The 14,262-nt window shown below is 37.9% G+C and carries 13 protein-coding genes; 11 read left to right on the forward strand and 2 right to left on the reverse strand.

What is annotated here, in order from left to right:
- Nucleotides 1-14: 14 nt before the first annotated feature.
- From potA to ansB, 7 genes are all read left to right on the forward strand, one after another.
- Nucleotides 15-1,133 (forward strand): spermidine/putrescine ABC transporter ATP-binding protein PotA, encoded by a 1,119-nt coding sequence (gene potA, locus EL259_RS00275; RefSeq protein WP_126597916.1) that lies wholly within the window; start codon nt 15-17, stop codon nt 1,131-1,133.
- A complete protein-coding gene (gene potB / locus EL259_RS00280; protein WP_126597918.1) occupies nt 1,117-1,977 on the forward strand; it encodes a spermidine/putrescine ABC transporter permease PotB in 861 nt (286 codons plus the stop codon). Before potA ends, potB begins: the two co-directional genes overlap by 17 nt.
- Nucleotides 1,977-2,753 carry a spermidine/putrescine ABC transporter permease PotC gene (potC, locus tag EL259_RS00285; protein ID WP_126597920.1) on the forward strand — a complete coding sequence of 259 codons (777 nt, stop codon included), beginning with the start codon at nt 1,977-1,979 and terminating at the stop codon, nt 2,751-2,753. The genes potB and potC overlap by 1 nt, the downstream gene beginning before the upstream one ends.
- A 105-nt stretch (nt 2,754-2,858) precedes the next feature.
- The gene (locus EL259_RS00290; RefSeq protein WP_126597922.1) at nt 2,859-3,935 is read left to right on the forward strand and encodes an extracellular solute-binding protein; all 1,077 of its coding nucleotides are present in this window, start codon (nt 2,859-2,861) and stop codon (nt 3,933-3,935) included.
- A 110-nt stretch (nt 3,936-4,045) separates the two neighbouring features.
- Complete coding sequence (locus EL259_RS00295; protein WP_126597924.1) at nt 4,046-5,149, forward strand: linear amide C-N hydrolase; 1,104 nt, start codon at nt 4,046-4,048, stop codon at nt 5,147-5,149.
- A gap of 3 nt (nt 5,150-5,152) precedes the next feature.
- On the forward strand, nt 5,153-5,914 hold the full coding sequence (locus EL259_RS00300; RefSeq protein WP_126597926.1) for a glucose 1-dehydrogenase: 762 nt from the start codon (nt 5,153-5,155) through the stop codon (nt 5,912-5,914).
- Between the two features lie 36 nt (nt 5,915-5,950).
- On the forward strand, nt 5,951-6,997 hold the full coding sequence (gene ansB / locus EL259_RS00305; RefSeq protein WP_126600778.1) for an L-asparaginase 2: 1,047 nt from the start codon (nt 5,951-5,953) through the stop codon (nt 6,995-6,997).
- A gap of 171 nt (nt 6,998-7,168) precedes the next feature.
- Here the strand turns inward: ansB and pntB are convergent, their stop codons facing one another.
- Nucleotides 7,169-8,542: a Re/Si-specific NAD(P)(+) transhydrogenase subunit beta gene (gene pntB, locus EL259_RS00310; protein ID WP_126597928.1), complete on the reverse strand. Its 1,374-nt coding sequence runs from the start codon at nt 8,540-8,542 to the stop codon at nt 7,169-7,171.
- Nucleotides 8,543-8,557: 15 nt separating this feature from the next.
- Nucleotides 8,558-10,093: a Re/Si-specific NAD(P)(+) transhydrogenase subunit alpha gene (gene pntA / locus EL259_RS00315; protein WP_126597930.1), complete on the reverse strand. Its 1,536-nt coding sequence runs from the start codon at nt 10,091-10,093 to the stop codon at nt 8,558-8,560.
- A 277-nt stretch (nt 10,094-10,370) separates the two neighbouring features.
- On the opposite strand from pntA, the gene sfsA reads away from it, so the two are divergent.
- From sfsA to EL259_RS00335, 4 genes are all read left to right on the forward strand, one after another.
- Nucleotides 10,371-11,102 (forward strand): DNA/RNA nuclease SfsA, encoded by a 732-nt coding sequence (gene sfsA / locus EL259_RS00320; protein WP_126597932.1) that lies wholly within the window; start codon nt 10,371-10,373, stop codon nt 11,100-11,102.
- 250 nt (nt 11,103-11,352) lie between these two features.
- On the forward strand, nt 11,353-12,546 hold the full coding sequence (gene tyrS, locus EL259_RS00325) for a tyrosine--tRNA ligase (RefSeq protein WP_126597934.1): 1,194 nt from the start codon (nt 11,353-11,355) through the stop codon (nt 12,544-12,546).
- 34 nt (nt 12,547-12,580) lie between these two features.
- Nucleotides 12,581-13,048, forward strand: a complete 468-nt coding sequence (gene tsaE / locus EL259_RS00330; RefSeq protein WP_126597936.1) for a tRNA (adenosine(37)-N6)-threonylcarbamoyltransferase complex ATPase subunit type 1 TsaE — start codon at nt 12,581-12,583, stop codon at nt 13,046-13,048.
- A 5-nt stretch (nt 13,049-13,053) separates the two neighbouring features.
- Complete coding sequence (locus tag EL259_RS00335) at nt 13,054-14,253, forward strand: N-acetylmuramoyl-L-alanine amidase (RefSeq protein WP_232019052.1); 1,200 nt, start codon at nt 13,054-13,056, stop codon at nt 14,251-14,253.
- Nucleotides 14,254-14,262 lie beyond the last annotated feature (9 nt).

Consider the following 14,262-nt stretch of genomic DNA (forward strand, 5'->3'; position numbering starts at 1 on the left):
GAAAACCAAAGCTAGTGGAAAAGACCATTCAAAAAAAACCAGTTATTGAACTCCGTTCTCTTAGTAAATCATTTGATGGTAAATCTATTATTAATAACTTTAATTTAACCATCAATCACGGCGAATTTTTAACAATTCTCGGTCCTTCAGGCTGTGGTAAAACAACTGTTTTACGTCTAATGGCTGGATTTGAAGAATTGGATTCAGGTTCAATTATTTTGGACGGTAAAGACGTTACTCATGTTCCTGCGGAAGCTCGTCATATTAATACGGTATTCCAAAGTTACGCCCTATTCCCGCATATGACCATTTTTGAAAATGTTGCTTTTGGTCTGCGTATGCAAAAAGTGCCTAATGCTGAAATTAAGACTCGTGTCATGGAAGCATTAAAAATGGTGCGTTTGGAAGAAATGGCAATGCGTAAACCTGACCAACTTTCTGGTGGTCAACAACAACGTGTTGCAATTGCTCGTGCGGTTGTTAATAAACCAAAAGTTTTATTATTGGACGAATCTCTTTCTGCACTTGACTATAAACTTCGTCAAGAAATGCAAAATGAATTAAAAGCGTTACAACGTAAACTTGGTATTACCTTCGTTTTCGTTACTCACGACCAAGAAGAAGCATTAACAATGTCTGATCGAATTATCGTATTAAATAAAGGTAATATCGAACAAGATGGCTCTCCTCGTGATATCTACGAAGATCCGAAAAATCTTTTCGTTGCGCGCTTTATCGGTGAAATCAATGTATTTGATGCAACTGTTATTGAACGTACCTCTGAAAATAAATTAAAAGCCAACGTTGAAGGTAAACTTTGCGAAGTGACAACAGATCTTCCTGTTGAAACTGGCGAAAAATTAAAAATCCTTCTTCGTCCTGAAGATATTGTTATCGAAGAATTAGATGAAAACGAAAAATCTAAAGCTATCGTAGGCTATATTGTTGATCGTAGTTATAAAGGTATGACTTTAGAGTCAACTGTTCAACTTGATCATAATGGTCAAAAAGTTTTAGTAAGCGAGTTCTTTAATGAAGATGATCCAAATATCGATCACAATGTGGGGCAACGTGTTGCACTCACTTGGTATGAAGGCTGGGAGGTTGTATTAAAAGATGAAAATAGCAAGTAATAGATTTCAACATTCAACTGTTGCAGTTATTTTTGGTTGGTTGCTGTTTTTCGTTCTTGTACCCAACATTTTAGTTTTAGCTGTAAGTTTTATGTCTAGTGATGGTAGTAATTTTTATAAAATGCCATTTACTTTACAAAACTACTTACATTTATTTGATCCACTTTACGCACAAGTGGTTTGGAATTCCCTTTATATGGCAGGGATTGCAACCATTATCTGCTTGATTGTGGGTTATCCTTTTGCATTTTTTGTTACAAAAATGCCTGTAAGATACCGTCCGTTACTATTATTTTTAGTAGTACTACCATTCTGGACAAACTCTCTAATCCGTATCTATGGATTAAAGATTTTCCTTGGGGTACGCGGACTATTAAACCAATTTTTATTATGGACACATATCATTGATAAACCGCTACGTATATTAAATACTGAGGTTGCTGTAATCATTGGTTTAGTATATTTATTACTTCCATTTATGATTTTGCCACTTTACAGTGCAATCGATAAATTAGATGGTCGTTTATTAGAAGCAGCAAAAGATTTAGGTGCAAACGGTTTCCATCGTTTCACCCGTATTATTCTGCCATTAACTATGCCAGGCATCGTTGCGGGCTGTTTATTGGTACTTTTACCAGCGATGGGAATGTTCTATGTAGCAGACTTACTTGGTGGTGCAAAAGTATTACTTGTCGGTAACGTCATTAAGAGTGAATTCTTAATGTCACGTAACTGGCCATTCGGTTCAGCAATCAGTATCGGTTTAACCGTACTTATGGCATTACTAATTTTAGTTTACTGGAAAACCAGCAAATTATTGAATAAGAAAATGGAGCTTGAATAATGCGTCGCTTTTTACACGGATCTTTTATGCTTTTGGTGTACGCTTTTTTGTACATCCCAATTATTATTTTAGTAACTAACTCGTTTAACCTTGATCGCTATGGGATGCATTGGCGAGGTTTTGGATTTAAATGGTATGAGCGTTTATGGAATAACGATACCCTAATTCAAGCTGCCATTCACTCAGTGACTATTGCATTCTTTGCGGCAACTTTAGCAACCATTGTCGGTGGTTTAACTGCTATCGCACTCTATCGCTATCGTTTCTATGGTAAACAAGCAGTAAATGGTATGTTATTCGTGGTAATGATGTCTCCAGATATCGTTATGGCGGTATCATTACTTGCATTATTTATGATTGTTGGCATCTCTTTAGGCTTTTGGTCTTTATTGCTAGCTCACATCACTTTCTGTTTACCATATGTTGTGGTCACTATTCTTTCGCGTTTGAAAGGTTTTGATGACAAAATGTTAGAAGCAGCACGTGATTTAGGTGCAAGTGAACCTGTTATTTTAGGAAAAATTATTCTACCGCTTGCATTACCGGCAATCGTGTCTGGTTGGTTATTAAGTTTCACCATCTCATTGGATGACGTAGTGGTTTCATCTTTCGTGAGTGGTGTAAGTTACGAAATTTTACCATTACGTATTTTCTCATTGGTTAAAACTGGTGTAACACCAGAAGTAAATGCATTAGCAACTATTATGATTGTACTTTCTCTCGTACTCGTGATTGGAAGTCAATTAATTTTACGCCGTAAAAATAAAGTTGCCTAAAGTCTTCACACACCATTAGAGATAGCTTAAAATACATAACGCCTTAATGATTCATTGAGGCGTTTTTTTATATTTTATTTTTATTAAAATTTGGAGAATAAAGCGATGAAAAAAATTGCTGGACTTTGTGGTCTTGGGCTAATCGCTGTAGCTTTAACGGGTTGTAATGACCAAGACAAAGATACGACAAAAACAAACGCCCCTGCCAACAATACGGTTTATCTTTATACTTGGACTGAATATGTTCCTGATGGGTTATTAGATGACTTTACGAAACAAACAGGTATCAAAGTTATCGTATCTAGTCTTGAATCCAACGAAACTATGTACGCAAAACTCAAGACTTTAGGCAAAAGTGCAACTTATGATGTAATCGCACCATCTAACTATTTCGTTTCTAAAATGGCAAGAGAAGGTATGCTTTTACCGCTTGACCATAGTAAATTACCCGTTATCAAAGAATTAAATCCTGATTGGTTAAACAAATCTTACGATCCAGGTAACAAATATTCTCTTCCTCAATTATTAGGTGCACCAGGTATCGCTTACAATACTACAGTTTATAATGGTAAAGACTTTACCAGCTGGGGGGATTTATGGCGACCAGAATATAAAAATAAAATTCAGTTACTTGACGATGCACGTGAAGTCTTTAATATTGCACTATTAAAAATGGGTGAAAATCCCAATACACGTGATCCTAAAGTTATTAAAGCTGCTTATGAAGAACTATTAAAACTTCGTCCAAATGTCCTCGCTTTTAGTTCCGATAATCCTGCAAATTCTTTTATTTCAGGTGAGGTAGAGTTAGGTCAACTTTGGAATGGATCTATCCGTATTGCTAAAAAAGAAGGTGCACCAGTTAATCTTGTGTATCCAAAAGAAGGTCCTGTACTTTGGGTAGATACCCTTGCCATTCCTAAAACAGCCAAAAATCCAGAAGGCGCACTTAAATTAATTAACTATATGTTAGGTGCGAAAGCAGCAGCCAAACTTACGCTCGCAATTGGCTACCCAACATCAAATATGGAAGCGTTAAAACTTCTTCCTAAATCTATTACTGAAGATCCAGCAATTTATCCACCAGCTGAGATCTTAAAAAATAGTTACTGGCAAGAAGATGTAGGTGATGCAATTCGTTACTACGAAGACTATTATCAACAACTTAAAGCCGCAGAATAATCTTCCTAATCAAAAGCCAGTTTAAATAAACTGGCTTTTCTTTTATCCCTATTTATTTTGTTATTTTTTATGCTAGTATGCAAAAAGTCTCATACTTTGAAGGATAGCTTATGAAATTAATCTCGAAAAAATTTCTCATCTCTTTCTCCATCTTTTTTGCTGTTACCTCACTCGCATGTACTGGCATTAGCATTAAAACCACACAAAATGATCTTCTCCAAGCACGTACCGTTGAATACGGAGAGGGACATCTTAATAGCGAGCTTATCATTACGCCACGTGGACAAACGTTCCAATCCTATACACCAGATAAAAAACCGAATGGCTTGAAATGGGTTAACCGTTATGGATACGTTGGTATTTCAATGATGTTCCCAATTTTTATTGGAGAAGGCTTAAATGAAAAGGGATTAAATGCAGGTATTTTCTACTTCCCGCATTACGGCAGTCTTGCTCCTTATCAGTCTAAATTAGCAAGTAGCTCCCTTTCTGATATGGAATTTGTAAAATGGGTTTTAGGAAATTTTGCAACAGTTGCAGAAGTAAAAGAAGCGCTGAAAAAGATTCGTATCATTTCCCTCGGTGAACAAAATGGTGAACCTCTGCCAACTGGACACTGGCGCATTGCTGATAAGACTGGTGCAAACGTCGTTTTAGAAATTACAAATAAAGGTCAAATCCACTTTTACGATAATAAAGTTGGCGTACTAACCAATAGTCCAGATTATGATTGGCAAATCAAAAACTTAAATAACTACATTAACCTCTACGCAGGCAATGCACCAGACTATAAACAAGATAACCAACAACTTTTCTCATTTGGTGCAGGAACTGGCATGTTAGGTTTACCTGGTGATATCACGCCACCATCACGATTTGTCCGTGCATTTTTCTATGTAAAAACACTCCCTACTCCAAATAACGCAGAATCAGGTGTTTTAAGCGCTTTCCATATTCTAAATAACTTTGATATTCCAATCGGCGTAGAATATAGCCATGCGCACCAACGCTATATTCCGAAAGATTTACTAACCGCAACGCAGTGGACGACGGTGAGCGATTTGTCTAATGATATTTTCTATTATAAATCCATGAACAACCCAGAAATTAAAATGGTTGATTTGAAGAAAATTGATTTTGCAAAAATTTCTCCGAAAATCTTGCCGTTAGATAAAGATAAAATTTTTCATTCCATAAACCTAAATGAGGACTAAATTATGTTAACTGATTTAACAGGAAAAACTGCCATCGTTACGGGGGCAGGTAACGGAATCGGTAAAGCATCAGCCCTAATTTTAGCGAAATATGGTGCCAATGTTGTTTGTGGTGATTTACATATTGAAACAGCTAAAGAAACTGCGGCTCTTGCCGAAAAATTTGGTGTACATGCTTGTGGCGTTCAATGCGATGTCACTAATGAAAAAGACCTAGAAAATCTCGTTAAAACTGCCGTTGCGAATTTTGGAAGTGTTGAAATCCTTGTCAATAACGCAGGAGGCGGCGGTGGCGGTCGTGAAAATTTTGCGGGGCTTACTTTAGATTATATTGAAAAAATTTACCGCTTAAACGTTTTCAGTATCTACAAACTTTCTCAATTATGCGCACCTTATATGGAAAAAGCAGAATACGGTTCTATCATCAATATCACCTCCATGGCAGGTGAAATGGCGACGCACAATATGAGTGTATACGGAAGTTCGAAAGCAGCCCTCAATCAATTAACCAAATATATGGCAGTCGACCTTGGTCCATTCATCCGTGTAAATGCTATCGCCCCAGGTGCAATCAAAACGGACGCCCTCAACTCCGTTTTAACGCCAGAAATGGAAGAAAAAATGCTTACCAACACTCCGCTAAAACGGTTAGGTAATGTCGAAGATATCGCTAATGCCGTGCTTTACTTCGCAAGCCCAATGAGTGCTTGGACAAGTGGGCAAATTCTTGCCGTAAATGGAGGCGGTAGTCAAAGTTTAGATTAAATCATTTCAGGGTAATAAATAATATAGGAGTCTATGATGTTAAAATTTATAAAACCCACTTTTTTCACACTTTGTATTGCGACAGCGAGTGCTAATGCACTCGCCCTTCCGCATATTGCCGTCCTTGCCACAGGGGGAACCATTGCTGGCGCGGGAGAATCGGCAACACAATCCAATTATACGGCAGGTAAATTAAGTGTAAATCACCTCGTTACTGCTGTACCTGCACTTGCAAAAATAGCAGATATCACCCCGATTCAAGTCGCACAAATCGGTAGCCAAGACATGACAGATGATGTGCAATTAGAACTTGCCAAAACGATTAATCGTGATTGTAGCGATTATGATGGTTTTGTAATTACACATGGTACCGATACACTGGAAGAAACTGCCTATTTCCTACAACTTACCACGCAATGCCAAAAACCTATTGTCCTTGTCGGTGCAATGCTCCCTTCTACCGCACTTGGTGCTGATGGTCCACGTAATCTTTACAATGCCGTGGTTACAGCTAGTGATCCAGAAACCGCACACAAAGGTGTGGTAGTAAGCATGAATAACATCATTCTCAGCGCCCGCGATGTCATTAAAACCAATACATTACAGACTGATGCATTTAAAGGTGCGAATTACGGCAAGCTTGGGACTATCATCAATGGTAAAGTCCACTATGAGCGCCAACCTGCTCGTCTCTATGAAACGGCTCCATTTAACATCACAAATATCACTGAATTACCGAAAGTCGGCATCGTCTATAATCACGCAGGCGCACAAGCCGTACAAACGAATGCACTTATTGCTGCAGGTTATCAAGGTATTGTAAGTGCTGGTGTGGGTAATGGTAATATCCACAAAAATATTTGGAAGGCACTTGAAAAAGCAACCAAAGACGGCATCGTTGTGGTACGCTCATCTCGTGTACCAAGTGGTCCAACTACAAAATCAGGTGAAGTTGATGATAAAGCTCAACACTGGGTAGCTGCTGGCGATCTCAGCCCACAAAAAGCCCGTATTCTCCTCCAACTCGCCCTTACCCAAACCCATGATTGGCAAAAAATCCAACAGGATTTTGATAAATATTAAATAAAAAATCACGCCCCAATTTTCATAAAATTTTATGATTTTCGGGGCGTGATTGATTAATTTTTATTTAATTAATATTGATGGAGCTGGGGGGAGTTGAACTGTCGTCTGAATTTGTATCCCATTAAAGTAAAAATAAAAAGGTCACATCGCTGTGACCTTTTGTTATTTTTATAAATCTTTAACGATTTCTTCTACGCTTTGTTTTGCATCGCCAAACAGCATTTCAGTATTATCTTTAAAGAATAGTGGGTTTTGTACCCCTGCATAACCAACTGCCATTGAACGTTTAAAGACAACAACATGCGCTGCTTTCCAAACTTCCAATACTGGCATGCCTGCGATTGGGCTATTCGGATCTTCTGCCGCTGCTGGGTTTACGGTATCGTTTGCACCGATAACTAATACAACATCTGTTGATGGGAAATCTTCATTGATTTCATCCATTTCGTGAACGATATCGTAAGGTACTTTAGCTTCCGCTAATAATACGTTCATGTGTCCTGGTAAACGACCTGCAACTGGGTGAATCGCAAAGCGAACTTCTTTGCCCATTGCACGTAATTTTTGAGTTAAATCTGCGATTGGGTATTGTGCTTGTGCAACGGCCATACCATATCCTGGAACGATGATAACAGATTGTGAATCTTTCAATAATTCTGCTACATCTTTTGCACTTGTTTCATGATATTCACCTTGTTCAACATCACTTGAAACTTGAACATCGTTACCAAAACCACCTGCAATTACGCTGATGAATGAGCGATTCATCGCTTTACACATGATATATGAAAGGATCGCACCAGAAGAACCTACTAACGCACCAGTTGTGATAAGAAGGTCATTATTTAGCATAAAACCTGCCGCTGCCGCTGCCCAACCAGAGTAAGAGTTAAGCATAGACACTACCACTGGCATATCTGCACCACCGATTGATGATACTAAGTGCCAGCCAAATGCTAATGCAATAATGAGCATTAAAAGTACTGGGAACAAGTTGCTTGGATCTTTAACGAATACGATAAGTAAAAGTGCTGATACGATTAACGCCGCTAAATTTAATTTATGGCGATGTGGTAACATCAATGCACGTGATTTTACTTTACCGCTTAATTTACCGTAAGCCACTAATGAACCTGTGAAAGTAACCGCACCGATGAAGATACCAAGGAAAACTTCAACATTGTGAATATTTTCCATTGCTGGTGCCATCGTTTCGTGTAAACCATAACTATTGAAACCAACAAGAACGGCTGCTAAACCAACAAAGCTGTGTAAAATTGCCACCAACTCTGGCATTTCTGTCATTTCAACTTTCATTGCTTTACGTACACCAATAATAGCGCCGATAAGCATCGCTAAAATGATCCACACGGTTCCACGACTTTCTGGAGAGAAAATGGTAACAATCAGGGCGATTGCCATACCAATAATCCCATACCACGCACCTGCTTTCGCCGTTTCGTGTTTAGAGAGTCCAGCCAGACTCATGATGAAAAGTAATGCGGAAACAATATACGCCGCATGAACAAAACTTAATGACATATTTGTTTCTCCTTATTATCCTTTTTTGAACATAGCAAGCATACGTTGAGTCACTTTAAAGCCACCAAAAATATTGATGCTTGCAACTAAAATTGCAATAAAGGCAAGTAAACTAATAAAGAATCCGCCTTGTGCAATTTGTAATAATGCGCCGACGATAATAATCCCCGAAATTGCATTGGTTACCGCCATTAATGGTGTATGTAGCGCATGGCTAACATTCCATACAACGTAGTAACCCACTACACAAGAAAGAATAAATACAGAGAAGTGTGTTAAGAAGGCCATTGGCGCCATTGCCGCAATCCATAAGAAAATAATTGCAGCTAATGCCATTAATCCATATTTTTTCTTCGCACTCATTGGTTCTTTTTCTGCTTTTTTGGCAACAGGCGCTGCTTGCGGTTGTGTTTTTGGTTGTGCAGAAACTTGAATTGGTGGTGCTGGCCAAGTAATTTCACCATCTTTTACTACGGTAACATGACGAATAATCACATCATCAAAATTAAGCACTAATTCCCCATTTTTTTCAGGGCAAAGTAGTTTTAATAAATTTACTAAGTTTGTACCGTAAAGTTGTGAAGATTGTGTCGGTAAACGGCTTGGTAAATCAGTATAACCAATAATTTTTACTTGGTTACTAGTTGTAACAATTTTATTCGCTTTGGTTAATTCGCAATTACCACCTGTTGCAGCCGCCAGGTCAACGATAATGCTACCTGGTTGCATGCTTTCCACCATCTCTTTAGTGATAAGACGTGGAGCGGGTTTGCCTGGAATAAGTGCTGTCGTGATAATAATATTCACTTCTTTAGCTTGCTCTGCATAAAGTGCTTCAGCACGACGGTTAAATTCATCTGACATTACTTTTGCATAACCATCGCCACTGCCGCCTTCTTCTTTGAAATTAATTTCAAGGAAGCTTGCGCCCATACTTTCAACTTGTTCTTTTACTTCTGGACGAGAGTCAAAAGCTAGAACAATCGCACCAAGGCTATGTGCAGTACCAATTGCAGCTAAACCTGCAACACCTGCACCGATAACTAATACTTTTGCTGGTGGTACTTTACCTGCCGCAGTAATTTGACCTGTAAAGAAACTACCGAATTGATTTGCGGCTTCTACAACTGCACGATAGCCTGCAATGTTTGCCATTGAACTTAGTGCATCCATTGATTGTGCACGTGAAATTCGAGGAACAGCATCCATTGCTAATACATTGATTTTTTTATCTTTTAATTTTTGCATTAGTTCTGGATGTTGAGCTGGCCAAATGAAACTAATTAAGGTTGCACCTTCTTTCATCATGGCAATTTCATCATCTTCTGGCGGATTAACTTTTAAAATCAGATCTGACTGCCAAACTTCAGCGGTTTTTTCAATAGTCGCGCCCGCCGCTACATAGGCTTTATCTTCAAAATCTGCATTTAAGCCAGCATTTTTTTCTATCATCACTTCAAAACCGAGTTGCAACAGTTGTTGCACGGTTTTTGGTGTGGCTGCAACACGATTTTCATTTTTTAGCCTTTCTTTAGGTACACCAATTTGCATAATGTTTCCTCAAAATAATTAATAAAAAATAAGCTATTCGCTTACCCCATTGAGTTTAGTCAACTATTCTTACTATACATTTAATTCCCAATATTAAAAAGTGGAAAATATTCAATTTATTCAATAGGTCAACTAAAAACCCTCTCCATTCTAAAATGAATAATATACTTTAATTTATAATAAAAGCATGCTTTTTTATTCCTTTTATATTATGCTTAAAAACGGTTTAAAAACATACAACAATTGTGTAATTTTTCTATTACTAAGGAGGATTAACATGCAATTTCCTTCACTTAAATCAGCAAAGCTTATCCACCGCTACAAACGATTTATGGCAGATGTTGAGCTACCTAATGGCTCTCAACTGACACTACACTGCGCCAACACGGGGAAAATGACAGGTTGCGCCGATCCTGGAGATACAATTTGGTATTCAGATTCACATAGTACAACGCGTGAATATCCTTGTTCTTGGGAATTAACACAACTAAATAATGGTGACTTAGTCTGCATCAATACGCAACGTGCAAATGCTTTGGCTATTGAAGCGATTCATAATCATTTAGTGCCAGAATTAGATAGCTATGAACATATTGTTACAAATGTCAAATCAGGAATAGAAAACAGTCGAATTGATGTACTATTAACTAACGGTCCCCAACCCGATTGTTATATGCAAGTAAAGTCTGTCACCTTAGTGAACAACCATACAGGTATGTTTCCTGATACAGAAACAACTCGTGATCAAAAACATCTCCGTGAACTGATTGAATTACATGAAAAGGGTTATCGTGCAATTGTTTTTTTCTGCGGTTTACATGAAGGGATTGAAAGTTTTGAGCCATCTATACAAAACGATCCTGAGTATTCTTCTCTTTTAATGGAAGCTATGGCAAAAGGTGTTGAGGTTTATGCTTACGCTTGTAAATTTATGCGTGATGGTCAATACCCAACAGGTATGCAACTCACTCATACCGTCCCTGTTATAAATAATTACAAAAATAAATGATAATTATTATCATTAATATTGACATGCATTTTTTATTTTATATAATGCATCCCAACCTCGTTAGTGAAAATACAAATAGCACTCACTCCATATTAGCGCCTGCTGTCTCCCCCAATAGTCAGGCGTTCTTTTTTATAAAAATTCTCTATTACATAATTTTATTAGACTTCTTATACTCAGATCTTTAATTTTTAATCATAATCCTTATAATGAGGCAGTTTTATATAAAAAAATTATAAAGGATTTTTAAATGACCGATATTGAAACTGTTCTCGTTGAACTTAAACGTGGCGTTGATCAAATTTACTCTGAAAATGATTTAATTGAAAAACTAAAAGAAAAGCGCCCACTCCGTGTAAAATTAGGTGCAGATCCAACAGCACCTGATATTCATTTAGGCCATACCGTTGTACTTAATAAACTTCGCCAATTCCAAAACTTTGGTCATGATGTTTATTTCCTTATCGGCGATTTCACTGCAACTGTTGGTGATCCATCTGGTAAAAATGCAACTCGTCCGCCACTTTCTCGTGAAGACGTATTAAAAAATGCGGAAACTTATAAGGAACAAATTTTCAAAATTTTAGATCCTGCTAAAACTCACGTTGTATTCAATTCACAATGGTTAAATGAATTAGGTACAGTAGGCATGATCCGTCTTGCGTCTAACTACACTGTTGCTCGTATGCTAGAACGTGACGACTTCAAAAAACGTTTTGCAAACAACCAATCTATCGCAATTCATGAGTTCATTTACCCACTTCTACAAGGTCAAGACTCCGTTGCATTAGAAGCAGATGTAGAACTTGGTGGTACCGATCAAACCTTTAACCTATTAATGGGGCGTGAATTACAAAAAGCTGCTGGTCAAAAACCACAGGTTGCTATGACACTTCCGCTTCTTGTTGGTTTAGACGGCGAGAAAAAAATGTCTAAGTCATTAGGTAACTATATTGGCGTGGATGAAGCACCAAATGATATGTTTGGCAAAGTGATGTCAATTTCTGATGAATTAATGTGGGATTGGTACAACCTACTCTCTTTCCGCCCATTAACTGAAATTGCTCAATTTAAAGAAGAAGTAGCGAATGGTCGCAACCCTCGTGATGTAAAAATTCTTCTAGCCAAAGAAATTATTGCCCGTTTCCACGATGAAGCTGCAGCAGACGCAGCAGAACAAGACTTCATTAATCGTTTCCAAAAAGGTGCAATTCCTGATGAAATGCCTGAATTAACATTATCTCATGAACTCCCGCTTGCAAACGTATTAAAAGAAGCAAACCTTGTTGCTTCAACTTCTGATGCAAATCGCATGATTAAACAAGGTGCAGTAAAAATTGATGGTGAAAAAGTTTCTGATGAACAAGCAAAACAACCTTTAGCAAAAGGAACTGCGGTTTATCAAGTTGGTAAACGTAAATTTGCACGTATCACCTTAAACTAACCCCAAATTAGACGACTTATTTAGAGAAAAAAGAATGGAAAATATTTATTTACCAAGTGAGGTTCAACTTCGTCAATGGGGTGAAAAACTCATGCATGCAATTTTGAATACCCCTCGCACTCAGGGCGTTGTCATTTATCTAAATGGTGATCTTGGGGCTGGGAAGACGTGTCTTAGTCGTGCCATGATTCAAAGTTTGGGCTTTCAAGGTCGTGTAAAAAGTCCAACTTATACGCTTGTTGAAGAATACGATCTTCCAGAAATATTTATTTATCATTTTGACCTATATCGATTAGCCGATCCTGAGGAACTCGCATTCATGGGTATTCGGGATTATTTTAATGCTAATACACTCTGCTTAATCGAATGGTCTTCTCAAGGTCAAGGCTTTTTACCACCTGCGGATTTGGTAATTGATCTTCAATATGTCGATGATGCACGTTCCCTAGCTATACGTGCAAATACCCCTATGGGAAATAATATTTTAAATCAATTGAGATGAGATCAATGCGTAACCTTATTCGCTTATTTTTACTCTGTATTATGCTGCCTAGCTCTGTCTGGGCAGCTGATGTTTGGACGATTGCAATCGATCCAGGTCATGGTGGTAAAGATCCTGGGGCAATTGGACGACGCTTACATATTTATGAAAAAAATGTCACTTTTTCAGTGGCACAACAGTTAAAAGCGTTATTAGATAAAGATCCTCGCTTTAAACCCGTTTTAACACGTACCGGCGATTATTTTATTCCTGTCCCAGAACGTTCTGAAATTGCTCGTAAAGCAAAAGCAAACTATCTCGTATCTATCCATGCGGATAGTACCCGTAACCCCCACGCAAAAGGCGCTTCCGTTTGGGTGCTTTCAACACGCCGTGCCAATAGTGAAATGGGGCGTTGGCTGGAAGATCATGAAAAACGTTCAGAACTCTTAGGGGGTGCAGGTGCTGTTTTAGCATCACATAATGAAAAATATTTAAATAAAACGGTACTAGATTTACAATTCCGCCACAGCCAACGTGTTGGTTATCAACTAGGGCAAATTGTTTTAAGAAACTTTAAAAAAATTACTCCACTTAGCCGTAACACACCACAACATGCAAGCCTTGGTGTATTACGTTCTCCAGATATTCCTTCAATTCTCGTTGAAACAGGATTTGTGTCTAACCCACAAGAAGAACGCCAACTTAATTCTTTAGCCTATCGGAAAAAGCTTGCTTTCATGATTTATGAAAGTCTTGCACAATATTACAACCAACAAATGGCAATAAAAGAAAGATTTGAGCGTCAAAACCGTATCAATAGTTCGCTAGTTGATAGCGGAAAACGTCACCGTGTAAAACGGAGAGAAACCTTATCGTCTATTGCTCGTGAATACAATGTCTCGGTGCAAGCATTACAAGAATTTAATCATCTAAAACGTCCAAATATTTGGGTAGGACAATTACTTAAAATTCCAGCGAAAGCACCTGTAAATAAAACATCGCCATCACAGTCACAATCCGTGAAAAAAGAACTGGTCGATCCTTTTTCTGTTTTGAATATGCAAAAAGAAAAAACACTACCGGATATTTATATTGTTAAACGTGGCGATACCTTGATGTCAATTTCACGTAAATATGGTGTACCGTTAAGTAAACTTGAAAAACTAAATCCTTATAGTCGTCATGGCAAGGTATTTATTGGTCAACGTTTACATCTACAATAGGATTTTAAA

The sequence above is a fragment of the Actinobacillus delphinicola genome (assembly GCF_900638385.1).
GTDB lineage: Bacteria > Pseudomonadota > Gammaproteobacteria > Enterobacterales > Pasteurellaceae > Actinobacillus_C > Actinobacillus_C delphinicola.